Annotated in this window: 23 protein-coding genes; 20 read left to right on the forward strand and 3 right to left on the reverse strand. The window is 69.8% G+C overall.

The window, feature by feature from the left end; all coding sequences use genetic code 11:
* Positions 1 to 5: 5 nt before the first annotated feature.
* A complete protein-coding gene (locus ABT137_RS07570; RefSeq protein WP_351704026.1) occupies positions 6 to 947 on the reverse strand; it encodes a RecB family exonuclease in 942 nt (313 codons plus the stop codon).
* 140 nt (positions 948 to 1,087) lie between these two features.
* Between ABT137_RS07570 and ABT137_RS07575 the strand changes: the two genes are divergently transcribed.
* The 3 genes from ABT137_RS07575 to ABT137_RS07585 all read left to right on the forward strand — a co-directional run bounded on the left by ABT137_RS07575 (position 1,088) and on the right by ABT137_RS07585 (position 4,418).
* Entirely contained in the window at positions 1,088 to 2,551 is a 1,464-nt protein-coding gene (locus ABT137_RS07575; RefSeq protein WP_351704029.1) for a site-2 protease family protein, read from the forward strand.
* A gap of 168 nt (positions 2,552 to 2,719) precedes the next feature.
* On the forward strand, positions 2,720 to 3,622 hold the full coding sequence (locus ABT137_RS07580; protein WP_089103073.1) for a tRNA (adenine-N1)-methyltransferase: 903 nt from the start codon (positions 2,720 to 2,722) through the stop codon (positions 3,620 to 3,622).
* Between the two features lie 214 nt (positions 3,623 to 3,836).
* A complete protein-coding gene (locus ABT137_RS07585; protein WP_351704032.1) occupies positions 3,837 to 4,418 on the forward strand; it encodes a hypothetical protein in 582 nt (193 codons plus the stop codon).
* A 46-nt stretch (positions 4,419 to 4,464) separates the two neighbouring features.
* On the opposite strand, the gene ABT137_RS07590 is transcribed toward ABT137_RS07585, so the two are convergent.
* Positions 4,465 to 4,770, reverse strand: coding sequence for a ferredoxin (locus ABT137_RS07590; protein ID WP_351704035.1), 306 nt, complete (start codon positions 4,768 to 4,770; stop codon positions 4,465 to 4,467).
* 527 nt (positions 4,771 to 5,297) lie between these two features.
* Here ABT137_RS07590 and arc point away from each other — a divergent pair.
* The 6 genes from arc (at position 5,298) to prcA (ending at position 11,202) form a co-directional block, all read left to right on the forward strand.
* Complete coding sequence (gene arc, locus ABT137_RS07595; protein ID WP_351704038.1) at positions 5,298 to 7,064, forward strand: proteasome ATPase; 1,767 nt, start codon at positions 5,298 to 5,300, stop codon at positions 7,062 to 7,064.
* Positions 7,065 to 7,308: 244 nt separating this feature from the next.
* Positions 7,309 to 8,820: a depupylase/deamidase Dop gene (gene dop, locus ABT137_RS07600; protein ID WP_351704041.1), complete on the forward strand. Its 1,512-nt coding sequence runs from the start codon at positions 7,309 to 7,311 to the stop codon at positions 8,818 to 8,820.
* Between the two features lie 189 nt (positions 8,821 to 9,009).
* The gene (locus tag ABT137_RS07605; protein WP_351704044.1) at positions 9,010 to 9,228 is read left to right on the forward strand and encodes a ubiquitin-like protein Pup; all 219 of its coding nucleotides are present in this window, start codon (positions 9,010 to 9,012) and stop codon (positions 9,226 to 9,228) included.
* 170 nt (positions 9,229 to 9,398) lie between these two features.
* Positions 9,399 to 9,575, forward strand: a complete 177-nt coding sequence (locus ABT137_RS07610) for an endonuclease domain-containing protein (RefSeq protein ID WP_502984486.1) — start codon at positions 9,399 to 9,401, stop codon at positions 9,573 to 9,575.
* Complete coding sequence (prcB, locus tag ABT137_RS07615) at positions 9,527 to 10,372, forward strand: proteasome subunit beta (RefSeq protein WP_351704047.1); 846 nt, start codon at positions 9,527 to 9,529, stop codon at positions 10,370 to 10,372. The genes ABT137_RS07610 and prcB overlap by 49 nt, the downstream gene beginning before the upstream one ends.
* A gap of 71 nt (positions 10,373 to 10,443) precedes the next feature.
* The gene (gene prcA / locus ABT137_RS07620; protein WP_351704050.1) at positions 10,444 to 11,202 is read left to right on the forward strand and encodes a proteasome subunit alpha; all 759 of its coding nucleotides are present in this window, start codon (positions 10,444 to 10,446) and stop codon (positions 11,200 to 11,202) included.
* Positions 11,203 to 11,299: 97 nt separating this feature from the next.
* On the opposite strand, the gene ABT137_RS07625 is transcribed toward prcA, so the two are convergent.
* Positions 11,300 to 12,358: a LacI family DNA-binding transcriptional regulator gene (locus ABT137_RS07625; RefSeq protein WP_502984487.1), complete on the reverse strand. Its 1,059-nt coding sequence runs from the start codon at positions 12,356 to 12,358 to the stop codon at positions 11,300 to 11,302.
* Positions 12,359 to 12,404: 46 nt separating this feature from the next.
* Between ABT137_RS07625 and ABT137_RS07630 the strand changes: the two genes are divergently transcribed.
* From ABT137_RS07630 to ABT137_RS07680, 11 genes are all read left to right on the forward strand, one after another.
* Complete coding sequence (locus ABT137_RS07630; RefSeq protein ID WP_351704056.1) at positions 12,405 to 13,664, forward strand: MFS transporter; 1,260 nt, start codon at positions 12,405 to 12,407, stop codon at positions 13,662 to 13,664.
* A 9-nt stretch (positions 13,665 to 13,673) separates the two neighbouring features.
* Complete coding sequence (gene pafA / locus ABT137_RS07635) at positions 13,674 to 15,035, forward strand: Pup--protein ligase (protein ID WP_067429457.1); 1,362 nt, start codon at positions 13,674 to 13,676, stop codon at positions 15,033 to 15,035.
* A gap of 114 nt (positions 15,036 to 15,149) precedes the next feature.
* Positions 15,150 to 16,148 (forward strand): FKBP-type peptidyl-prolyl cis-trans isomerase, encoded by a 999-nt coding sequence (locus tag ABT137_RS07640; protein WP_351704060.1) that lies wholly within the window; start codon positions 15,150 to 15,152, stop codon positions 16,146 to 16,148.
* 74 nt (positions 16,149 to 16,222) lie between these two features.
* On the forward strand, positions 16,223 to 16,594 hold the full coding sequence (locus tag ABT137_RS07645; protein ID WP_351704063.1) for an FKBP-type peptidyl-prolyl cis-trans isomerase: 372 nt from the start codon (positions 16,223 to 16,225) through the stop codon (positions 16,592 to 16,594).
* Positions 16,595 to 16,799: 205 nt separating this feature from the next.
* The gene (locus ABT137_RS07650) at positions 16,800 to 17,753 is read left to right on the forward strand and encodes a helix-turn-helix transcriptional regulator (protein WP_351704066.1); all 954 of its coding nucleotides are present in this window, start codon (positions 16,800 to 16,802) and stop codon (positions 17,751 to 17,753) included.
* A 19-nt stretch (positions 17,754 to 17,772) separates the two neighbouring features.
* Positions 17,773 to 18,786: a helix-turn-helix transcriptional regulator gene (locus tag ABT137_RS07655; protein WP_351704069.1), complete on the forward strand. Its 1,014-nt coding sequence runs from the start codon at positions 17,773 to 17,775 to the stop codon at positions 18,784 to 18,786.
* A gap of 59 nt (positions 18,787 to 18,845) precedes the next feature.
* Positions 18,846 to 19,106, forward strand: coding sequence for a CpXC domain-containing protein (locus ABT137_RS07660; protein ID WP_351490293.1), 261 nt, complete (start codon positions 18,846 to 18,848; stop codon positions 19,104 to 19,106).
* A 10-nt stretch (positions 19,107 to 19,116) separates the two neighbouring features.
* Positions 19,117 to 19,311: a hypothetical protein gene (locus ABT137_RS07665; protein WP_294002768.1), complete on the forward strand. Its 195-nt coding sequence runs from the start codon at positions 19,117 to 19,119 to the stop codon at positions 19,309 to 19,311.
* 259 nt (positions 19,312 to 19,570) lie between these two features.
* A complete protein-coding gene (gene tatA, locus ABT137_RS07670; RefSeq protein WP_351704072.1) occupies positions 19,571 to 19,855 on the forward strand; it encodes a Sec-independent protein translocase subunit TatA in 285 nt (94 codons plus the stop codon).
* A gap of 47 nt (positions 19,856 to 19,902) precedes the next feature.
* Positions 19,903 to 20,844, forward strand: coding sequence for a twin-arginine translocase subunit TatC (gene tatC, locus ABT137_RS07675; RefSeq protein WP_351704075.1), 942 nt, complete (start codon positions 19,903 to 19,905; stop codon positions 20,842 to 20,844).
* A gap of 83 nt (positions 20,845 to 20,927) precedes the next feature.
* Positions 20,928 to 23,780 carry a DEAD/DEAH box helicase gene (locus tag ABT137_RS07680; protein WP_351704078.1) on the forward strand — a complete coding sequence of 951 codons (2,853 nt, stop codon included), beginning with the start codon at positions 20,928 to 20,930 and terminating at the stop codon, positions 23,778 to 23,780.
* The last annotated feature ends 22 nt before the right edge of the window (positions 23,781 to 23,802 follow it).

Genomic DNA, 23,802 nt, shown 5'->3' on the forward strand with positions numbered 1-23,802 from the left:
TTCTGCTAGTCCGCGCCCATTCTGCCCTGCGGCACGTCCCCGGACCCGGCCGACCTCACCGGCAGCGGGTACGGCGGGGGAGTGCCGCCGAACTCCGGGCAGTGCGCCTGGTGGTCGCACCAGCCGCACAGCTTCGTCGGACGCGGCCGCCACTCACCCGACTCCGTCGCCTGCCGGATCGCCTCCCACAGCGCGAGCAGCTTGCGCTCCACCCGCTGCAGATCGGCGAGGACCGGGTCGTACGTCAGCACGTCACCGCTGCCGAGATAGACCAGCTGCAGCCGCCTCGGCACCACGTTCTTCAGCCGCCACACCACCAGCGCGTAGAACTTCATCTGGAACAGCGCGCCCTCGGCGTACTCCGGCCGCGGGGCCTTGCCCGTCTTGTAGTCGACGATCCGCACCTCGCCCGTCGGCGCCACGTCGACCCGGTCGATGATCCCGCGCAGCCGCAGCCCCGACTCCAGCTCCGTCTCCACGAACAGCTCCCGCTCCACGGGCTCGAGACGGACCGGATCCTCCAGCGTGAACCAGCGCTCGACCAGCTGCTCCGCCTCACCCAGCCAGCGCGCCAGCCGCTCGCCCTCCGGATCCTCCGCGAACAGCTCCCCGAGCTCCGGCCTGGACTCCCGCAGCCGGTCCCACTGCCCCGGGATCAGCGACTTGGCCCGCGGCGCCGTCCGCTCCGCCGCAGGCGCGTCGAAGAGCCGCTCCAGGACCGCGTGCACCAGCGTCCCCCGCGTCGCCGCCTCGCTCGGCTTCTCCGGCAGCCGGTCGATCACCCGGAACCGGTAGAGCAGCGGACACTGCATGAAGTCACTGGCCCGCGAGGGCGACAGCGAGGCGGGCGGCCCGGCCGCCTTCCCCGCCACCGCCGTGACCGGCCCTTCCCCCTGCGCGACGACCGGGCCCCGTTCCCGCGCGGCGTCCTCGATGCTGCTGTCCATGACCACAGACCATATGGCCCGCCACTGACAGTCACCCAACCCGCACGGCGCCCCGGCCAACACAGGGGGTGCCGGGGCGGAACACGCCACGACAGCCGCATACCATCGACCGGAGAAGACGCATCTAACGAGGGGACACCGTGGACGTGAGCGGCGGCAGCGGGCAGCCCCGGTCGGACAACGCCGAACCGACGCAGGAGACGACCGGCGAGGAGCCCGCACCCCCAGCCCCGCAGACACCGGAGAAGCCGGAGACGACGACGGCACCGGAGGAACCGGCGCAGCCCGACACGGCCGGGGCACCGGAACCCGCGCCCGCGCCGCACGCCGACGCGACCCCCGAACCCCCCGAGACCCGCAACGACGCGCCCACCGGTGCTCCCGGCGCAGGCGACGGGCCGACCCCCGCGCAGCCCGGCATGACCAAGGGACAGCCGCCGCAGCGGCCCAAGGAACCCGGCGGCGGCCTGCTCATGGGGCGGCCCTTCGGCGTCCCCGTGTACGTCGCCCCCAGCTGGTTCGTCGTCGCCGCGCTGATCACCTGGGTCTTCGGCGGCCAGCTCGACCGCGTGCTGCCCGAACTCGGCGCCGCCCGCTATCTCGTCTCCCTCTTCTTCGCCATCGCCTTCTACGCCTCCGTCCTGATCCACGAGCTCGCCCACACGGTCGCCGCGCTCCGCTTCAAACTCCCCGTCCGCCGCATCCAGCTCCAGTTCTTCGGCGGCGTCTCGGAGATCGAGAAGGAGGCGGAGACCCCCGGACGGGAGTTCGTGCTGGCCTTCGTCGGCCCGCTGCTCTCCCTCGTCCTCTCCGGTCTCTTCTACCTCGCCATGCAGCCCGTCGAGCCCGGCACCGTCCCCGGCGTCCTGCTGGCCGGGCTGATGGTCTCCAACCTCATCGTCGCCGCCTTCAACCTGCTGCCCGGCCTGCCCCTCGACGGCGGCCGGATGCTCCGCGCCGTCGTCTGGAAGATCACCGGCAGGCCCATGAGCGGCACCGTCGCCGCCGCCTGGGTCGGCCGCGCCCTCGCCGTCTCCGTCCTCATCGGCCTCCCACTGCTCAACCACTGGGGCGCCTTCGGCGGCGGCACCGACGACAGCAGCGGCATGGACGCCGTCACCGACGCCCTGCTCGCCGCCATCCTCGCCGCGATCATCTGGACCGGCGCCGGCAACAGCCTGCGCATGGCCCGGCTCCGCGAACACCTCCCGGAACTGCGCGCCCGCACCCTCACCCGGCGTGCCGTCCCCGTCGAGACCGACACCCCGCTCTCCGAGGCCCTGCGCCGCGCCAACGCCGCCGGTGCCCGCGCCCTGGTCGTCGTCGACGCCGACGGCAACCCGCTCTCCCTCGTCCGCGAGGCCGCGATCGTGGGCGTACCCGAACACCGCCGCCCCTGGGTCGCCGTCAGCGGCCTCGCCCAGGACCTCACCGACGGCATGCGCGTCTCCGCGGAACTCGCCGGCGAAGACCTTCTCGACGTCCTGCGTGCCACCCCCGCCACCGAGTACCTGGTGGTCGAGGAGACCGGCGAGATCTACGGTGTCCTGTCGGCGGCGGACGTCGAACGGGCCTTCGTCAGGGCAATGGCAAGGCCCGCCTGACAACACCCCGAGGCCAAGCGCGCCCCTTCAGGGGCGCTGGGGGTACCCCCAGCCGAAGGGTGGGGGGAGGAACTGCGCGAGCAACCACAGACGGCCTGCACTGTTCACACGCACCGCACGCCACCCTTGTCGGTCTGAGCCCCCGCAGGGAACCGGTAGGCTGTTCACATGTCCGAACCGACCGGTGCCGCCCGCAGGCGCGGGCCCTTCAAGGTCGGGGACCAGGTACAGCTGACCGACCCCAAGGGTCGCCACTACACGTTCACGCTCGAAGCCGGGAAGAACTTCCACACCCACAAGGGCTCCTTCCCGCACGACGAACTGATCGGCGCTCCCGAGGGCAGCGTTGTCCGCACCACCGGCAACGTCGCCTACCTCGCGCTGCGCCCCCTGCTCCCCGACTACGTCCTGTCCATGCCCCGCGGGGCAGCCGTCGTCTACCCCAAGGACGCGGGGCAGATCCTCTCCTTCGCCGACATCTTCCCCGGCGCCCGCGTCGTCGAAGCCGGCGTCGGGTCCGGATCGCTCAGCAGCTTCCTGCTGCGCGCCATCGGCGACCAGGGCATGCTGCACAGCTACGAGCGCCGCGCGGACTTCGCCGAGATCGCCCAGCAGAACGTCGAGCGCTACTTCGGCGGCCCGCACCCGGCCTGGCAGCTCACCGTCGGCGACCTCCAGGACAACCTCTCGGACACCGACGTCGACCGGGTCATCCTCGACATGCTCGCCCCCTGGGAGTGCCTGGAGGCCGTCTCCAAGGCCCTCGTCCCCGGCGGCATCCTGTGCTGCTACGTCGCCACCACCACCCAGCTCGCCCGGACCGTCGAGTCCATTCGCGAGATCGGCTGCTTCAACGAGCCGACCTCCTGGGAGACGATGATCCGCAACTGGCACGTGGAGGGCCTCGCCGTCCGTCCCGACCACCGGATGATCGGCCACACCGGCTTCCTGCTCACCGCCCGCCGCCTCGCCGACGGCGTCGAGCCGCCCATGCGCCGACGCCGCCCCGCCAAGGGCGCCTACGGCGAGGACTACGACGGGCCCAACGCCGACGGCGGCGCCGGCCGCTGAGCCCGGCCCCGCCACCGCTTCAACGTACGAGCGCCGCCGCCCAGTTCCCTGATCCCACGGGAACTCGGCGGCGGCGCTCACCCGTTGACGCCCCCCGTCACAGTGCGGCACCCCACCGGCCGCGAAAGCCCACCCCGCCGTTCCCTCCCCACTGTGACGTGTGGCACGATGCAGGCCACCCCCACCGGCACAGGCCTCACAGGAGACACTCCTAGTGCAGCAATCCGTGGTCCCGGAGCTCGCTCACACCGACACCCGCCCCATGCACTGGCTCGCCACCGCCGCTGCCGTGGCCGGTGTCGTCGCTCTGTCGTCCCTCTTCCAGCCGGGGTCGGCCAAAGCCGCCCAGCCCACCGCCGGAACCGGGACGAAGCCCGCCCCCGCGGCCGCCGCGCCGCCCAGTACCACCGGCGTGGACTTCCCCCTCGACTGCGGCCCCGTGAAGGAGCTGGTCGTCAAGAAGGCCTCCGGCGATCTCGACGGCGACGGCAGACCGGAAACCGTGGTGGTCGTGCACTGCGACTCGGCCATGGGCACCCCGCCCGACGGCGTCTACGTCCTCACCCAGGCCGCCGGCGCCACCAGCCCCCGTGTCGTCGCCACCCTGGTCGACCCCAAGGACCGGTACACCGTGACCGACTTCGCCGTCGCCGGCAAAGCGGTCACCGCCACCCTGCTCGGCTATTCCTCGGACAATGTGCCCAGTTGTTGCCCGGACCTGAAGTCCAACGCCAAGTGGCAGTGGAACGGCCACGCGTTCGTCCGCTCCACCCCGGCTGCCGCCCACAGCGTCTGACGGCCGCGCCGGTCCGGCGGCCCCGCCACGCGGAGTGGCCGGAAAGTCACTCCGCGTCCGGCCCGTACACCTCGACGCGGTCCGCGACCCGGCGCACATGGATGCACTCGCCCGGACACTCCCGCGCCGAGTCCACCACGTCCGTGAGCAACGGCAGCGGCACCGGGACCGTGGCCCCCTTCGCCTGGAGCAGCTCGTCGTCCGCGCCCTTCACGTAGGCCAGGCCGTCGATGTCCAGCTCGAACACCTCCGGGGCGTACTGGGCGCAGATCCCGTCACCCGTACACAGATCCTGGTCGATCCAGACCTCGAGCGCCTCGTCGCCGGCCAGGGCCTCCTGCTGCACGGTCATCTCTCCTGCCGTCGAAAGCGCCGGGCAGCCGGACCCGGGGGTCACCCGGTCCCGCCCCGGCGGGTGTTGAACGCCTTCGACCCTACCTCCGGCCGACAGCCGCCCGCGCACCCTCCTCGCGCACCCTCCAGGCGCCCCCTGCGCCCGCGCACGCGGCGCGTCCTGCCGCGCGGGGCGGCGGCGCCCGGCCACCGGAGCGATCGACTTGAGCCAACCCGCGGCCCGGCTCCGTGAACACGCCCCACATCCGGCCGGTCGCTCTGTGTAAGAAATCCGCCATCGGGGCACAACCCCTGAACCGGCACTGGAGCGGACAACTCCGGTCAGTAACGAAGGGTTTTGACCACTCCAGGCCTGGAACACGCCGCTTCTGAATCGCGTTGAGTGGGTATCCACCCGGCACGAGGGAGAACGCGATGGGTGACCGACGACACACCTTGACAGTCTTTGTGATCTAGGGGTTTCAATCGACACCCACCCAGGTAGGGTCTGGAAGCGTCCAGCTCCCCTTGGAGGAGGTGAGGACCGTGGCAGCCCACGACGACGACATGAACCGCGGCATCCGCCCGGGACGAGGGTCCGACGACCCGTCCGAGCAGATCGCCTATCTTGAGCAGGAGATCGCCGTCCTGCGACGCAAGCTCGCCGACTCTCCGCGACACACGAGGATTCTCGAAGAGCGGATCGTCGAGCTGCAGACGAACCTGGCCGGCGTGTCCGCCCAGAACGAACGACTCGCGAACACCCTCCGCGAGGCCCGCGACCAGATCGTGGCCCTCAAGGAAGAGGTCGACCGTCTCGCACAGCCGCCGGCCGGCTTCGGTGTCTTCCTCACGGCGAACGAGGACGGCACCGCCGACATCTTCACCGGCGGCCGCAAACTGCGGGTGAACGTCAGCCCAAGCGTTGACCTGGACGACCTCAGGCGCGGCCAGGAAGTCATGCTGAACGAAGCGCTCAACGTGGTCGAGGCCATGGAGTACGAGCGCGTCGGCGACATCGTCACCCTCAAGGAGATCCTGGAGGACGGCGAGCGCGCCCTCGTCCTGGGGCACACCGACGAGGAGCGGGTGGTACGGCTCGCCGAGCCGCTGCTGGACGTGAACATCCGCCCCGGCGACGCCCTGCTGCTCGAACCCCGCTCCGGCTACGTCTACGAGATCGTTCCCAAGAGCGAGGTCGAGGAACTCGTCCTCGAAGAGGTCCCCGACATCGGCTACGAGCAGATCGGCGGACTCGGCGGCCAGATCGAGGCCATCCGGGACGCCGTCGAGCTCCCCTACCTCTACCCGGACCTGTTCAAGGAGCACGAACTGCGCCCGCCCAAGGGCGTCCTGCTCTACGGGCCTCCCGGATGCGGCAAGACGCTCATCGCCAAGGCCGTCGCCAACTCGCTGGCCAAGAAGGTCGCCGAGGTCACCGGCCAGGCCGCCGGCAAGAGCTTCTTCCTCAACATCAAGGGCCCCGAGCTCCTGAACAAGTACGTCGGCGAGACCGAGCGGCAGATCCGCCTCGTCTTCCAGCGTGCCCGGGAGAAGGCCAGCGAGGGCACCCCCGTCATCGTCTTCTTCGACGAGATGGAGTCCCTCTTCCGCACCCGCGGCTCCGGTGTCAGCTCGGACGTGGAGAACACCATCGTCCCCCAGCTGCTCGCCGAGATCGACGGTGTCGAGGGCCTGCAGAACGTGGTCGTCATCGGCGCCTCCAACCGCGAGGACATGATCGACCCCGCCATCCTGCGCCCCGGCCGGCTCGACGTGAAGATCAAGATCGAGCGTCCCGACGCCGAGGCGGCCAAGGACATCTTCGGCAAGTACCTCACCGAGCGCCTCCCGCTGCACGCCGACGACCTCGGAGAGCACGGCGGCAGCAAGGCCACCACCGTCGAAAGCATGATCCAGACGGCGGTGGAACACATGTACGCCGAGTCCGAGGAGAACCGCTTCCTGGAGGTCACCTACGCCAACGGCGACAAGGAAGTCCTCTACTTCAAGGACTTCAACTCCGGCGCCATGATCGAGAACATCGTGGGCCGGGCCAAGAAGATGGCGATCAAGGACTTCCTCGACCACAACTCGAAGGGTCTCCGCGTCTCCCACCTCCTCCAGGCCTGCGTGGACGAGTTCAAGGAGAACGAGGACCTGCCCAACACCACCAACCCCGACGACTGGGCCCGGATCTCCGGAAAGAAGGGCGAACGGATCGTCTACATCCGTACCCTCATCACCGGAAAGCAGGGCGCGGACACCGGACGCTCCATCGACACGGTGGCGAACACCGGACAGTACCTGTAAAACGCAGGGCGGCTGCGGGTGCCCTCACCGGGTACCCGCAGCCGACTGTTTTTCCGGCCAAAACCGGAACCGAGGCGAGCAAGGCAATGACGCAAATGATCTCCCCACCAGCGCAAAGGCGTTCTAGGCTCTTTCCTACCGCCGAGTCGCGCAGTGCGGGGACGGGCACCGCACACGCACCGGAGCGCCAGCGGTACGCGAGCGCAGCCCACGACCGAGGGCTCCGCCGGGCAAGGAGGGCCGCATGACCGTACGGCGAGTAATGGGCATCGAGACGGAGTACGGGATCTCCGTCCCCGGCCACCCGAACGCCAATGCCATGCTCACCTCGTCCCAGATCGTCAACGCCTACGCGGCGGCGATGCACCGGGCCCGCCGGGCCCGCTGGGACTTCGAGGAGGAGAACCCGCTGCGGGACGCCCGAGGCTTCGACCTCGCACGGGAGGCCGCCGACGCCAGCCAGCTCACCGACGAGGACATCGGCCTCGCCAACGTGATCCTCACCAACGGCGCACGTCTCTACGTCGACCACGCACACCCCGAGTACAGCGCCCCCGAGGTCACCAACCCCCGGGACGCCGTCCTCTGGGACAAGGCCGGCGAACGCATCATGGCCGAGGCCGCCGAACGAGCCGCCCAGCTCCCCGGCGCCCAGCCCATCCACCTGTACAAGAACAACACCGACAACAAGGGCGCCTCCTACGGCACGCACGAGAACTACCTGATGAAGCGGGAAACCCCCTTCTCGGACATCGTGCGCCACCTCACCCCCTTCTTCGTCTCCCGCCAGGTCGTCACCGGCGCAGGCCGCGTCGGCATCGGCCAGGACGGCCACGAACACGGCTTCCAGCTGAGCCAGCGCGCGGACTACTTCGAGGTCGAGGTCGGCCTGGAGACGACGCTCAAGCGGCCGATCATCAACACCCGCGACGAGCCCCACGCGGACGCGGAGAAATACCGCCGCCTGCACGTGATCATCGGCGACGCCAACCTGTCGGAGATCTCGACCTACCTCAAGCTCGGCACCACGGCCCTGGTCCTCTCCATGATCGAGGACGGCTTCATCGCCGTCGACCTCGCCGTCGACCAGCCCGTACGCACCCTCCACCAGGTCTCCCACGACCCCACCCTCAAGCGCCTCGTCACCCTCCGCAGCGGACGCACACTCACCGCCGTCCAGCTCCAGATGGAGTACTACGAGCTGTCGCGCAAATACGTGGAGGAGCGCTACGGCGCCGACGTCGACGACCAGACCAAGGACGTCCTCGCCCGCTGGGAGGACACCCTCAACCGGTTGGAACACGACCCCATGAGCCTCTCCGGAGAGCTCGACTGGGTCGCCAAGCTGGAACTCATGGAGGGCTACCGCCGCCGCGACGGCCTCGACTGGGACGCCGCCAAGCTGCACCTCCTCGACCTCCAGTACGCGGACGTACGGGCCGAGAAGGGCCTCTACAACCGCCTCGCGGCCCGCGGACGCATGAAGCGGCTCCTGGACGAGGCCGACGTGGAACGGGCCCGCACCAGCCCGCCTGAGGACACCCGGGCCTACTTCCGCGGCCGCTGCCTGGAGCAGTACGCCGACGACGTCGCCGCCGCGAGCTGGGACTCGGTCATCTTCGACCTCCCGGGCCGCGACAGCCTTCAGCGCGTTCCAACCCTGGAACCGCTACGCGGAACGCGAAATCACGTCAAGGAGCTCCTGGACCGCTGCCGCACCGCGGAAGACCTGGTCAGGGTCCTCTCCGGCGGCTGAACGGGTACCCGGACCACACCGGACGACCGGGGTCAAAACCCCGGCGCCCGGGAATCATCGAGGTGGCCCCCGTACGTTGGAGAAACTGCGGGGCCGATGTCGGACCCGGCTTGTAGGGTCTGATCATCACCGATCGGCAGGAAGCCGACCTGTCGACCCATGTCGGGCGAACTGAGCGGGGTGAGGGTTATGGCAACCAAGGACACCGGCGGCGGACAGCAGAAGGCCACGCGTTCCACGGAGGAGACCGAGGAGCAGGTGGCCGAGGCACAGGCTTCCGAGGACCTCAAGGAGCGGCACGAGAAGCTGTCGGACGACGTGGACTCCGTCCTGGACGAGATCGACGACGTCCTGGAGGAGAACGCAGAGGACTTCGTGCGGTCCTTCGTTCAAAAGGGTGGGCAGTAGCCCCACTGTCCCTTCGGATCGAAGGTGGACGGAGATCGGAAGTGTCGGGGGCGTCGACCGTGAGGGGTTGCGCGCGGCGCGGGCGGACCGAGCCGCGCGCAGCCTTCGCATCGGCGACGGGCAGGACAGCGCCCCTGCGCGAGATCTGACCGACTGCCCAGCCCGCGCATGTGGATCACCGCCGCAAGGCGGGTAGGGTCCGAGGCGTACTGAGCTTCAACTGCAATTCGGCCATCGGCAAGTTGGGAGACGATCCCGACGCTGTTCGTCGGGCAGCCGCCAACCTGGAAGGAACTCCGTGGAAGCCAACACTCGTAGTACCGGGCGTCTGCCAGCTGCCTTCCTGACGCCAGGCTCCTCTTCGTTCATGGACTTTCTCGGTGAACACCAGCCGGAGTTGCTGCCCGGCAGGCGGCAGTTGCCGCCCACGCAGGGGGTGATCGAGGCGCCGCACGGGACGACGATCGTGGCGGTGACCTTCCCCGGGGGCGTGGTGCTCGCCGGTGACCGACGGGCCACGATGGGCAATGTGATCGCCCAGCGGGACATCGAGAAGGTGTTCCCGGCCGACGAGTACTCGGCCGTCGGCATCGCCGGCACCGCGGGTCTCGCCGTGGAGATGGTGAAGCTCTTCCAGCTGGAGCTGGAGCACTTCGAGAAGGTCGAGGGCGCCCAGCTGTCGCTGGAGGGCAAGGCGAACCGGTTGTCGACGATGATCCGGTCCAACCTCGGCATGGCCATGCAGGGACTCGCCGTCGTGCCGCTGTTCGCCGGGTTCGACGTGGACCGGGACAAGGGGCGGATCTTCTCGTACGACGTGACGGGCGGCCGTTCCGAGGAGCACCACTTCGCCGCCACGGGGTCCGGCTCGATCTTCGCGCGCGGTGCGATGAAGAAGCTGTTCCGTGAGGACCTGACCGAGCAGCAGGCGACCACACTGGTGGTGCAGGCTCTGTACGACGCGGCTGACGACGACTCGGCGACGGGTGGGCCCGATGTCGCCCGCCGGATCTACCCGATCATCACCGTGATCACCGACAGCGGTTTCCGCCGGCTCACCGACGACGAGTCCTCCGAGCTCGCCCGTGCGGTGCTGGCGCGCCGTCTGGAGGAGCCGGACGGCCCGCGCGCGGCGCTGCTGTAGAGCGTCGGCGCTCTCTTATCAAGGTGATCCCAGTGACTTCGACGGAACCCTAAGGAAGGGGACGGATACCGGTGTCGACGCCGTTCTATGTCTCACCTCAGCAGGCGATGGCGGACCGTGCCGAGTACGCCCGCAAGGGCATCGCGCGCGGCCGCAGCCTGGTTGTGCTCCAGTACGCCGACGGCATCGTGTTCGTCGGTGAGAACCCGTCCCGTGCGCTGCACAAGTTCAGCGAGATCTACGACCGGATCGGTTTCGCGGCCGCCGGCAAGTACAACGAGTACGAGAATCTGCGGATCGGCGGTGTGCGCTACGCCGACCTGCGTGGTTACACCTATGACCGTGACGATGTGACGGCGCGTGGTCTTGCGAACGTGTACGCACAGACGCTGGGCACGATCTTCTCGTCGGCGGCGGAGAAGCCCTACGAGGTGGAGCTGGTCGTCGCGGAGGTGGGGGAGACCCCTGAGGGTGACCAGATCTACCGGTTGCCGCACGACGGATCGATCGTGGACGAGCACGGTTCGGTGGCGGTCGGCGGCAGTGCGGAGCAGATCAGCACCTATCTGGACCGTGAGCACCGGGAGGGCATGACCCTCGCGGAGGCTCTGAAGCTGGCCGTGACGGCGCTGTCGCGGGAGTCGAACGGTACGCAGCGGGAGATTCCGGCGGAGCGTCTGGAGGTCGCGGTGCTGGACCGGACGCGTCCGCAGCAGCGCAAGTTCAAGCGGATCGTCGGCCCGCAGCTGTCGCGGCTGCTGGAGGCGGACGGTGCGACGACGGCCGCGGAGGCCGAAGAGGCCGAGGAGTCCGGCGGAGACGTCGAGTAGTCGTTCGTAGTCGTTCGTATCGGCCCCGCCCCGCGCGCCCCGTCCGGTGACCACCGGACGGGGCGCGGGCGTTTGTACACATACCGCGGTGTGGCGGCTATGAGGGCGGTGCGGGCGCCGTGGAGCCCCGTACGACCAGTTCCACGGGGATGTCCCCGCGTTCGGGTTCCCGGCCGTCCAGGACGGCGAGGAGGGCCTGCATGCCGCGTTCGCCGAAGAGCTCCGCGTTCAGGCGGACGGTGGTGAGCTCGGGGTCGATGGCGGTGGCGAGGGCGAGGTCGTCGAGGCCGGTGACGGAGATGTCGTCGGGGATGCGCAGGCCCCGGCGGCGGAGGGCCTTGTAGGCGCCGGCGGCGAGTTTGTCGTCGTCGCAGACGAGGGCGGTGGGGCGGGGGCCGGGGGTGGCGAGGGCGGCCTCGGTGGCGGCCAGGGCGCCTTCGATGGAGATCGGGGCGTGGACGGTGCGTACCGAGGTGCCGGGGACGTCTGCCACGCGGGCCGCGAGTTCGCGGGCGCGTACCTCGAAGGTCCAGGACGCGACATCGGCGGCCAGGTGCAGGAAGCGGCGGTGGCCGAGGCCCAGCAGGTGGTCGGTGACCTGGCGTACGCCGTCGGCGATGTCGAGGTTGACGGTGGCGGCGCCGAGGCTGCCGTCGGGGTCGCTGTCGAGCATGACGAGGGGGAGCTGGTCGCCGCGGATGGCGGTGAGGGCGTCGGCGGCCATGGAGGAGGCGATGACGCCGTCGAGGGCGGCCTGGGCGGAGGCGAAGGGGTCGCGGGCGGGGCCGATGCCCTCGGGGGAGGGGTAGAGGACGACGCCGAAGCCGTGGGCGGAGGCGACGCGGGCGGCGCCGGTGTAGACGCCGGCGAAGAACTCGGCGGTGAGGGCGGGGACGACGAGGAGGACGGTGCGGGTGCGGCCGAGGCGGAGGTTGCGGGCGGCGAGGTTGGGGCGGTAGCCGAGCTCGCGGGCGGCTTCCCGGACACGTTCGGCGGTGGCTTCGGAGACGCGGCCGCGCCATTTGTCGCCGAGCACGAGCGACACGGCTGCCTGGGAGACGCCGGCTGCGCGGGCGACGTCGCGGCTCGTGGGGCGCGTGCTGCTGCGTGGCACCGGGGGTGGGCTCCTTCGTCTGGACGTGTGAACAGCGCACATGGTACGTATGGGAGACGGAGTTATACGTAAAACGTGAAGGTGGGACATGGCCGCGGGGTACCTGGAGATCCTCAGGGCGAGGCACGCGGCCCGGCTGCTGACGGGGACGCTGGTGGGCCGGTTGCCGAACGCGACCGCCGCCCTCGCGATCGTGCTCTTCGTGCGCGCGGAGGGCGGCACGTACAGCCTCGCGGGGGCGCTCGCGGCGGTGTACGGCGTGGCCAACGCGGTGGGGCAGCCGGTGCTGGGGCGGCTGGTCGACCTGTGCGGGCAGCCGCGGGTCCAGCTGCCCGCCGCCCTCGCGTCGGCCGGCGCGATGGCCGTCTTCGCCTTCGCGGGTACCGGGTCGCTGCCGGTCGCGTATGCGGCCGTGGCGGCGGCCGGGCTGTTCACGCCGCCGCTGGAGGGCGGTCTGCGTGCCCTGTGGCCCAGTGTCCTCGGGGCTGACGAGCAGGTGCACACGGCGTACGCGATGGACGCGGTGGCCCAGGAAGTCATGTTCACCGTGGGGCCGTTGCTGGTGACGTTGTGCGTGTCGCTGTGGTCGGCGCAGGCGGCGCTGCTCGTGGTGAACGTGGTGGGGGTCCTCGGGGCGCTCTCGGTGGTGGTCTCGCCGCCGTCGCGCGCGTGGCGTTCGGCGCCGCGCGAGGCGCACTGGCTGGGCGCGCTGCGCTCGCCCGGGCTGCTGGCCCTGCTGGGCGCGTTCCTGTTCGTCGGGATGGCGCTGGGTTCCATCACGGTCGCGTCGGTGCCGTACGCGGACGGCCACGGCGGTGACGCGGTGTACGGCTGGATGATGGCCGCCCTCGGGCTCGGCGCGCTGCTCGGGGGCAGCGTCTACGGCGTGCGGCGGTGGACGGGGGAGCCGGCGCGGCGACTGCGGGTGCTGGTGGCGCTTCTGGCGGTGTGTTATCTGCCGCTGATGCTGATGCCGGATGCGTTGGCCATGGTGTTGCTCACAGTGCTGGCCGGGGTGTTCCTGGCGCCGGCGATCGCGTGTGCGTTCGTGCTGGTGGACCGGCATGCGCCGACCGGGACGGTCACCGAGGCGTTCTCCTGGCTTGTGACGACGTTCACAGTGGGGGCGTCGGTGGGAACGGGCCTGGCGGGTCCGGTGGTCGAGGCGGGCGGGGCCCTGTGGGGGTTCGCCGTGCCGGGTGCCGCGGGGGGTGTGTCCTTGCTGGTCCTGGCGGTCACGAGGAGGGTCCTCGCAGCTCCCGGTGGGGGTGCGGTGGTTGCGGCCGGTTCGGAAAATGATCCAAATCGTGCTGTCGAACCCCGTTTCAGCTCAGGGGATCGGGCGTAATGTTCAGTCATGGACCGCCGCATTTTCGGGCTGGAGAACGAGTACGGCGTCACGTGCACGTTCAGGGGACAGCGCCGCCTGTCGCCTGACGAGGTGGCGCGGTACCTCTTCCGCCGTGTCGTGTCATGGGGCCGTAGCAGCAATGTCTTTCTGCGGAACGGCGCCCGGCTCTATCTCGACGTGGGCTCACATCCGGAATACGCGACACCCGAGTGTGACAATGTGACCGAACTGGTCACCCACGACAAGGCCGGCGAGCGCATTCTCGAAGGGCTGTTGGTGGACGCCGAACGACGCCTGCATGAGGAAGGAATCGCGGGCGACGTCTACCTTTTCAAGAACAACACGGACTCGGCGGGCAACTCCTACGGTTGCCACGAGAACTATCTGGTGGCGCGGCACGGGGAGTTCTCCCGGCTCGCGGACATCCTCATTCCGTTCCTGGTGACCCGGCAGCTGCTGTGCGGCGCCGGGAAGGTGCTGCAGACGCCGCGCGGTGCGGTGTACTGCGTGAGCCAGCGGGCGGAGCACATCTGGGAGGGCGTCTCCTCGGCGACGACGCGTTCCCGGCCGATCATCAACACGCGCGACGAGCCGCACGCGGACGCGGAGCGCTACCGCCGGCTGCACGTCATCGTCGGCGACTCGAACATGTCCGAGACGACCATGCTGCTGAAGGTCGGCGCCACCGACCTGGTGCTGCGCATGATCGAGGCGGGCACGGTGATGCGGGACCTGACCCTGGAGAACCCGATCCGGGCGATCCGCGAGGTCAGCCACGACATCACGGGCCGGCGCAAGGTGCGCCTGGCCAGCGGCCGGGAGGCCTCCGCGCTGGAGGTGCAGCGGGAGTACTACGAGAAGGCCGTGGACTTCTGCGAGCGCCGCGGTATCCGCACCGGCACGGTCGAGCAGGTGCTGGAGCTGTGGGGCCGGACGCTGGACGCGATCGAGGCCGAGGACCTGGACCGGATCGGCACCGAGATCGACTGGGTGATGAAGTACCAGCTCATCGAGCGGTACCGGGCCAAGCACAACATGACCATGTCTCATCCGCGAGTGGCGCAGATAGACCTCGCTTATCACGACATTCACCGTCGTCGGGGTCTGTATTACCTGCTGGAGAAGAAGGGTCAAGCCGCGCGGATCTGCAATGACTTGAAGATCTTCGAAGGCAAGTCGGTACCGCCGCAGACGACTCGGGCGCGGTTGCGCGGTGACTTCATCCGGCGGGCCCAGGAGCAGCGCCGGGACTTCACGGTCGACTGGGTGCATCTCAAGCTCAACGACCAGGCGCAGCGCACGGTGTTGTGCAAGGACCCGTTCCGTTCGGTCGACGACCGGGTGGAGAAGCTCATCGCCGGTATGTGAGAGATCGGCACAGAACGCCACACGGGCGCCGTACGTTTTCCGTACGGCGCCCTTCTCACGTCGTAGAGTTGCGCGCACGCCATCCGCAAGATCGACCGATTACGAGGCTCTTCCGTGCGCCGACGCTCTCTTCTCCTAGCCGCTGTTCCCGCGGGACTGGTCACGCTCGCCGGGTGTGGTGACAACTCGTCCTCCTCCAGCAAGGCCAGCGCCTCGCCGTCGGCCTCCGCCTCGGTGCCGCCGCCGAAGATCGTGGACGGGCCGTTGCCGGCGATCACGGCGGGCACGAAGTTCGACGAGAAGCCGACGGTGGCCAAGGGCAGCGGTGACCCGTCGAAGAACCTGGCGGTCAAGACGGTGATCGCGGGCAGCGGCAAGACGGTCGCGGAGAACGACTTCATCCAGGCCAACTACCTGGGGCAGATCTGGTCCACGGCGAAGGTCTTCGATCAGTCGTACGACCGTTCGCCGCTGCTGATGCAGCTCGCCGCGGGCAGCATCATCGACGGCTGGCGGTACGGGCTGGCCGGGAAGAAGGCCGGCAGCCGGGTGCTGATGGCCGTGCCGCCGACCTGGGGGTACGGCAGCGCGGGCAACTCGCAGGCGGGGATCAAGGGCACGGACACCCTGGTGTTCGTGGTGGACATCCTGAACTCGTTCAACTCGAAGAGCTCCAGCACGGGCAAGGAGGTCGCGCAGAGCGACGCCGCGCTGCCCAAGATCGGCACGAACACGGACGGCAAGGCCCCCTCGATCGACATCCCGAAGGTGGACCCGCCGAAGAAGCTGGTGTCGAACTACGTGCTGGAGGGCGACGGCGCGGTGGTGCAGTCGGCGCAGACCGTCCTGTGCCAGTTCAAGGGCGAGGTCTGGGACAGCGGCAAGGTCTTCGAGCAGACGTACGAGAGCGGGCGGCTGGCCCAGTTCTCGGTCGCGCAGATGCAGGAGGTCGTCAAGGGGCTGGCGCAGGGCATCACCGGCAAGAAGGTGGGCAGCCGGATCATGATCGTCACACCGCCGGACCTCGCCTACGGGAACAACCCGCCGAGCGGTGGCGTGGTGAAGAAGGGTTCGACGCTGGTGTTCACGGTGGACATTCTTGCGGCGATGTAGTCGCGGGGGCGTGACCCGGGCGGGGATGAAAGACTGTCCCGGTTCCGTGTCGTACACAAGCAGGAGCCTAAGACGTGAACATCGACAAGCCCGAGATCGACTTCCCCGAGGGCGAGGCCCCGGCCGACCTGGAGATCAAGGACATCTGGGAGGGTGACGGCGAGGTGGCCCAGGCGGGTCAGACCGTCACCGTGCACTACGTGGGTGTCGCGTTCAGCACCGGCGAGGAGTTCGACGCCAGCTGGAACCGGGGCGCGCCGTTCCGTTTCCCGCTGGGCGGTGGCCGGGTCATCAAGGGCTGGGACCGCGGCGTGCAGGGCATGAAGGTCGGCGGCCGGCGCCAGCTGACCATCCCGGCCCACCTCGCCTACGGCGACCAGAGCCCGACGCCGGCGATCAAGCCCGGCGAGACGCTGATCTTCGTCGTGGACCTGCTCGGGGTCTGATCCCCGTGCCGGGCGGCGCCGTCGGGCGCTGACCGGTCCCGGTCGGAAACCGGCTGCACGAGGGCCCGTGCCGTGCGCGCGGGCCCTCGGCGTTTGTCAGGTCGTGTCCGTTTCGGTCCTCGTTGTTTGTACTGGCTTTTGCCGTGACACTCCGGAGCGGTACGGTCATCGGTCAGAAGCACCATAGGGAAGGCGAAGGGCGTCGATGGCCATTGCCAAGGCCGAGCGGCTGATGAACCTGGCGCTGTGCCTGCTGGGGACGCGGCGGCCGCTCAGCAAGCGCGAGCTGCGGGAATCCATTGAGGCCTACCTGGAAGCCGGCAGCGACGACTCCTTCAGCCGGATGTTCGAGCGGGACAAGGACGACCTCCGCGAACTCGGACTGGTGATCGAGACCGTCGAGAACCTGGACGGCGAGGTCGGCTACCTCGCGCGCCGGGACAGCAACCGCCTGCCGCCCATCACCCTGGACGCCGAGGAGGCCGCCGCCCTCGGTCTCGCCGCCAAGGTCTGGCAGCAGGCCCGGCTCGCCGGCGCCGCCAGCGGTGCCCTGCAGAAGCTGCGCGCGGCAGGCCTCCCCGAGGATGTCGACCCGTACGAGGTCCACGGCGCCCTGGAGCCGCGCATCCCGGTGCACGAGGCCGCGTTCGAGCCGCTGATGCTGGCCTGCCGGGACCGCCGCCCGGTCGTCTTCGACTACCGCAAGGCCACCGCCGCCCACCCCGAGACCCGGAACGTGGAGCCCTGGGCCCTGGAGTGCTGGCGCGGCCACTGGTACCTGGCGGGCTGGGACCGCGACCGGGGCGCCGAGCGGGTGTTCCGGCTGTCCCGGATCACCGGGAAGGTCCGCTCCCGGGGCACCGCCTTCACCGCGCCGGTCCCGGACGTCGTCACCGTCCGTGAGACCGTGGCGAGCTGGGCCGGTGAGATCGCCGACCGCTCCGCGCTGATCCGGCTGCGTTCGGGATCCGGGTACCCCCTTCGGGCGAAGGCCACCGCGGTGCGGGAACTCGGTGACGGGTGGGACGAGTTGGAGATTCCGTACGGGCACGGGCTGGACGCCTGGCTGGTGGAGTTCGGGCCGGACGTGGTGGTCCTGGAGCCGGCCGAGCTGCGGGCGGACGTCGTGGACCGGCTGCGTGCCGTGTCCAAGGGCTGAGGGGGAGCGGAGCAAGGCAGTGGCAGGCAAACCGGTCAGGCCCGTGAACGCCATCGACCAGACCCGGCGGATGCTCTCCCTGGTGACCTACCTGCGCGAGCGCCCCGGCGCCCGGATCGCGGACGTGGCACGAGCCTTCGGCATCACCGAGGACGAGCTGGTCTCCGACCTCGACGTGCTGCCCATGTGCGGCACCAGCTTCCGGGGCGGCGATCTGCTGGACATCGACACCGACGGCGAGCGGATCTGGTGGCACAACGCGTCCGCGCTCGGCGAGGAGGCCGCCGAACCGCTCAGGCTCGCCGCCGACGAGGCGACCGCGCTCCTGGTCGCCGCCCGCGCGGTGGCCACCCTGCCGGGGCTGCGCGAGGGCGACCGGCAGGCGCTGCTGCGGGCCACCGCCAAGGTGGAGACCGCGGCCGGGGAGGCGGGCGACGCCAGCGCCCGGCTTTCGGTGACCTTCGAGTCCGAGGGCGGGGTCTTCGCCGACGTCGACAGGGCCATCGCCGAGCGCCGCCGGCTGTGGATCCGCTACTACTCACCGGCCCGCGACGAGGTGACCGAGCGCGAGATCGACCCCATCCGTCTGGTCAGCGTCGGCCACACCTACGTCGAGGCCTGGTGCCGCCGCTCCGAGGCCCGGCGCACCTTCCGGCTCGACCGGGTCGCCGAGATCAAGATCCTCGACGAGCCGTCCGCGCCCCCCGAGATCGAGCTGCGCGACCTGTCCGAGGCCCTGGTGCAGCCGGCCGCCGAGGACCCCGAGGTGGTCGTCGAGGTCGGCCCGGCCGGCCGCTGGGTCGCCGAGTACTACCCGCACGACAGCGCGGATGAGCTTCCCGACGGCGGGCTGCGTATTACCCTGCGCACCCCCGATCCGGCCTCCCTGCGCCGGCTGGCGCTCAGGCTCGGCGGCGACGGCCGGATCGTGTCACCGCCCGAGCTGGCCGACAGCGCCCGCCGGGCGGCCCGCGACGCATTGGCGGCGTACGACCACGTTGGGCACGGCGACGAGGAAGGGCAGGGGCTTTGAACGAGTCTTCGGGGGTTCTGAACGAGTCTTCGGGTTCCGGTGGCGCGGGCGCGCGGGAGATGACGGTCGCGGCCGCCTTCGCCGGGATGAGACGCGTGGTCCCCGTGGTGTTCAGGGCCGGCTGCCCGGACTGCCGGGGCAGTTTCGAGCTCACCGCGAGCGCCCTGCGCCTGGCCATCGGGGCCACCAGCAAGACGACGTTCTACTCGTTCACCTGCCCCGACTGCGGGGCCGCCGTCCGCAAGCCCGCCGGCGAGCGGATCGTGGAACTGCTCACCGGCGGCGGGGTCAGGACACTGCGGCTGCACCCCACCGTCTAGGCTCGGCCCCATGTTCTGGGCGATGGTCGCGGTAGCTGTGGGTTTCGTGGGTCTCGCCGTGCTCGGTGTGCTCGCCGTCCGGGTCTTCCTGGAGGCGCGGCGGCTGGGCGCGCAGGTCGCGGACTCGGCACGGCGCATCAACCGGGCCGCGGAGGACCTGGAGCGGGCGGCCGAGAGCGCCGCCCGCACTGTGGACGCACTGTGACCCCCGCTGTGCGGGCGATGTGAGTAGTGGGCCATAAGCGGTTTGCGTCACTTCGCCCTGTCACGGTGCCCGCAGGGAAAGGTACGCTGCTGACGCGGCACGGAGAACGAGGCCCGTTCCGCGGACCGGGAGTACGCACGGGGATTGCCTCACGTTTACCCCTGAGCGTTACGATCGCTGAGAGCACGATCATTCGGACGCATGTCCGACGGATCGGACAGCACCCCACCCAGCCGCCTCGGTGAGAAGGTAAAGACTTATGTTCGGAAGGCTCGGAGCCCCCGAGATCATTCTCATCCTTGTCGTCGTCATCCTGCTGTTCGGCGCGAAGAAGCTTCCGGACATGGCCCGCTCGCTCGGCAAGTCCGCGCGCATCCTCAAGAGCGAGGCCAAGGCGATGAAGGAAGAAGGCAACACCACGACCTCCGCCCAGGCGCCCGCCTCCGGCGAGCAGTCCCAGGCCCAGCGCACCATCCAGGCGTCCCCCGGCGACGTGACCAGCGCCCGCCCGGTCAACGAGCCGTCGGACACCACCCAGCGCTGACGCAAGGCCGGTAGCCCCCGGCCTGCCGCACGAGATGAGGACGTGGGTTGCCCAAGTCTGCCCGCAAAGAGGAGAAGGATCCCGAGGGGCGGATGCCTCTCGCGGATCACCTTCGCGAGCTCCGCAACCGGCTCGGGAAGGCCATGCTGGCCATCATCGTCATCACGGTGGTCGCCGCCTTCTTCTACAACGACATCATCGACTTCCTGACCAAGCCGATCCTCGACTCGGTCGGTTGTCACCACGCCTTCTCGGAGATGAACAAGGCGAGTGGCGACGATCAGTGCGCCCAGATCACGATCAACGGTCTGCTCGCGCCCTTCACCCTCGCCCTCCAGGTCTCCCTGATGGCCGGTGTGGTATTCGCGTCGCCGGTCTGGCTGTACCAGTTGTGGGCCTTCGTCGCCCCCGGTCTGCACCGGCACGAGAAGAAGTACGCCTACGCGTTCGTCGGCACCGGCGTCCCGCTCTTCTTCGGTGGCGCGTTCTTCGCGTACAAGGTGCTGCCGACCACCGCGAAGGTGCTCATCGGCTTCACCCCGCACGAAGTGACCAACCTGCTGCCGCTCGACGACCTGCTGCAGCTGGTCACCCGCATGGTGATCGTCTTCGGTCTCTCCTTCGAGCTGCCGCTGCTCCTGGTGATGCTCAATCTCACCGGCATCATCACCGGCAGGCGCATGCTCGGCTGGTGGCGGGCGATGATCCTCGGCATCACGGTCTTCGCGGCCGTGGCCACCCCGAGCACCGACCCGCTCTCCATGCTGGCGCTCGCCGGACCGATCTGGGTGCTGTACTTCGGTGCGGTCGCGTTCTCCCTCCTCAACGACCGGCGCAAGCGCCGCCGCGACGATGACGGCCTCGACGACGACGAGGCCTCCGACCTCGACCTCACTCCCGAGGACGTCGGCGAGATCGAGACCGTCTCCGCCAGCCGGGCGCTGCCCGAGGGCCCGGACCGGGTCAACGGATACGACGACGTGACCTGACAGGGCGACCACAGCCACCGGGAGGTGTCCGCGTCCCACGACGCGGGCACCTCTTTGTTGTCCGTTGTCCCACGTTCCGGATAATGATCGTCCTGTTGTCAGTGGGGACCGGTACGCTCGAAAGCACGATGACAGAGGACCTCTCACCGGCCGAGCGGTATGCGGCGGCCCGCAAGCGGGCCGCCGAGCAGGCCACCGCGCTCGCGTCTTTCCGCGAGATGTACGACTTCGGCCTCGACCCCTTCCAGATCGAGGCCTGCCAGGCGCTCGAAGCCGGAAAGGGCGTACTGGTGGCCGCCCCCACCGGCTCCGGCAAGACGATCGTGGGCGAGTTCGCCGTCCACCTCGCCCTCATGCAGGGCAAGAAGTGCTTCTACACGACACCCATCAAGGCGCTGTCGAACCAGAAGTACGCCGACCTCTGCCGCCGCTACGGCGACGGCATGGTCGGCCTCCTCACCGGTGACAACAGCATCAACCCGGACGCCGCCGTGGTCGTCATGACCACCGAGGTCCTGCGGAACATGCTGTACGCGGGCTCCCAGACCCTCATCGGCCTCGGTTACGTGGTCATGGACGAGGTCCACTACCTCTCCGACCGGTTCCGCGGCGCCGTCTGGGAAGAGGTGATCATCCACCTCCCGGAGTCCGTGACCCTGGTCTCCCTGTCGGCCACCGTCTCCAACGCCGAGGAGTTCGGCGACTGGCTCGACACCGTCCGTGGCGACACCGAGGTCATCGTCTCCGAGCACCGGCCCGTCCCGCTGTTCCAGCACGTGCTCGCCGGACGCCGGATGTACGACCTGTTCGAGGAGGGCGAGGGCCACAAGAAGGCCGTCAACCCCGACCTCGCCCGGCTGGCCCGGATGGAGGCACAGCGTCCGTCGTTCCAGGACCGCAGACGCGGCCGCGCCATGCGCGAGGCCGACCGGGAGCGGGAGCGCCGGCAGCGGTCCCGGGTGTGGACACCGGGTCGCCCCGAGGTCATCGAACGGCTCGACAACGAGGGCCTGCTGCCCGCCATCACCTTCATCTTCAGCCGCGCCGCCTGCGAAGCCGCCGTCCAGCAGTGCCTGTACGCGGGACTCAGGCTCAACGACGACGAGGCGCGGGAGAAGGTGCGCGCCCTCGTCGAGGAGCGCACCTCGTCGATCCCGCCGGAGGACCTGCACGTCCTCGGCTACTACGAGTGGCTCGAAGGCCTGGAGCGCGGCATCGCCGCCCACCACGCCGGCATGCTCCCGACCTTCAAGGAGGTCGTCGAGGAACTCTTCGTACGCGGCCTGGTGAAGGCCGTGTTCGCCACCGAGACCCTCGCGCTCGGCATCAACATGCCCGCCCGCTCGGTGGTGTTGGAGAAGCTCGTCAAGTGGAACGGCGAGCAGCACGCCGACATCACCCCGGGCGAGTACACCCAGCTGACCGGGCGTGCGGGCCGCCGCGGCATCGATGTCGAGGGCCACGCGGTGGTGCTCTGGCAGCGCGGCATGAGCCCCGAGCACCTCGCCGGGCTCGCCGGCACCCGTACGTATCCGCTGCGGTCCAGCTTCAAGCCGTCGTACAACATGGCGGTCAACCTGGTCGAGCAGTTCGGGCGGCACCGCTCGCGGGAGCTGCTGGAGACGTCGTTCGCGCAGTTCCAGGCCGACAAGTCGGTCGTCGGGATCTCCCGCCAGGTGCAGCGCAACGAGGAAGGGCTCACCGGCTACAAGGAGTCCATGACCTGCCACCTCGGCGACTTCGAGGAGTACGCGCGGCTGCGGCGGGAGCTGAAGGACCGCGAGACCGAACTGGCCCGGCAGGGCATGGCCCAGCGGCGCGCCGAGGCGGCCGTCGCCCTGGAGAAGCTCAAGCCGGGCGACGTCATCCACGTGCCGACCGGCAAGTACGCCGGCCTCGCGCTGGTCCTTGACCCCGGGCTGCCCGCCGGGCGGTCCAACGGCCACCGCGGCTTCGAACAGCACGACGGCCCACGGCCGTTGGTGCTGACGGCCGAACGGCAGGTCAAGCGGCTCGCCTCCATCGACTTCCCGGTGCCGGTCGAGGCGCTGGAGCGGATGCGGATCCCCAAGTCCTTCAACCCCCGTTCCCCGCAGTCCCGTCGGGACCTCGCCTCCGCGCTGCGGACCAAGGCCGGGCACATTCCCCCGGAGCGGGCCCGCAAGAAGCGGTCGCAGGCGGCCGACGACCGCGAGATCGCGCGCCTGCGCACCGCGATCCGGGCGCACCCCTGCCACGGTTGCAACGACCGTGAGGACCACGCCCGTTGGGCCGAGCGCTACCACCGGCTGATCCGGGACACCTCCCAGCTGGAGCGGCGCATCGAGGGACGGACCAACACCATCGCCCGGACCTTCGACCGGATCGTGGCGCTGCTGACCGAGCTGGACTACCTGCGCGGCGACGAGGTCACCGAACACGGCAAGCGGCTGGCGCGGCTGTACGGCGAACTCGACCTGCTCGCCAGCGAATGCCTGCGGGCCGGCGTCTGGGAGGGCCTCGGCCCCGCCGAACTCGCCGCGTGCGTCTCGGCGCTGGTCTACGAGGCCCGCGTCAGCGACGACGCCATGGCGCCCAAGCTGCCCTCCGGCAAGGCCAAGGCCGCGCTCGGCGAGATGGTGCGGATCTGGGGGCGCCTCGACGCCCTTGAGGAGGACTTCCGGATCAACCAGACCGAGGGCGTCGGACAGCGCGAACCGGACCTCGGCTTCGCCTGGGCCGTCTACATGTGGGCCACGGGATTGGGCCTGGACGAGGTGCTGCGGGAGGCGGAGATGCCCGCCGGTGACTTCGTCCGCTGGTGCAAGCAGGTCATCGACGTGCTGGGGCAGATCTCGGCGGCCTCTCCTGTGGAGGGCTCGACCGTGGGGAAGGCCGCGCGGAAGGCGGTTGATCAGGTGCTGCGGGGGGTTGTGGCCTACTCGTCGGTGGGGTAGCGGATTCGTTGGCGGGTGCGGG

Origin of the sequence: Streptomyces sp. NPDC001980 (genome assembly GCF_040296885.1) — a bacterium.
GTDB lineage: Bacteria > Actinomycetota > Actinomycetes > Streptomycetales > Streptomycetaceae > Streptomyces.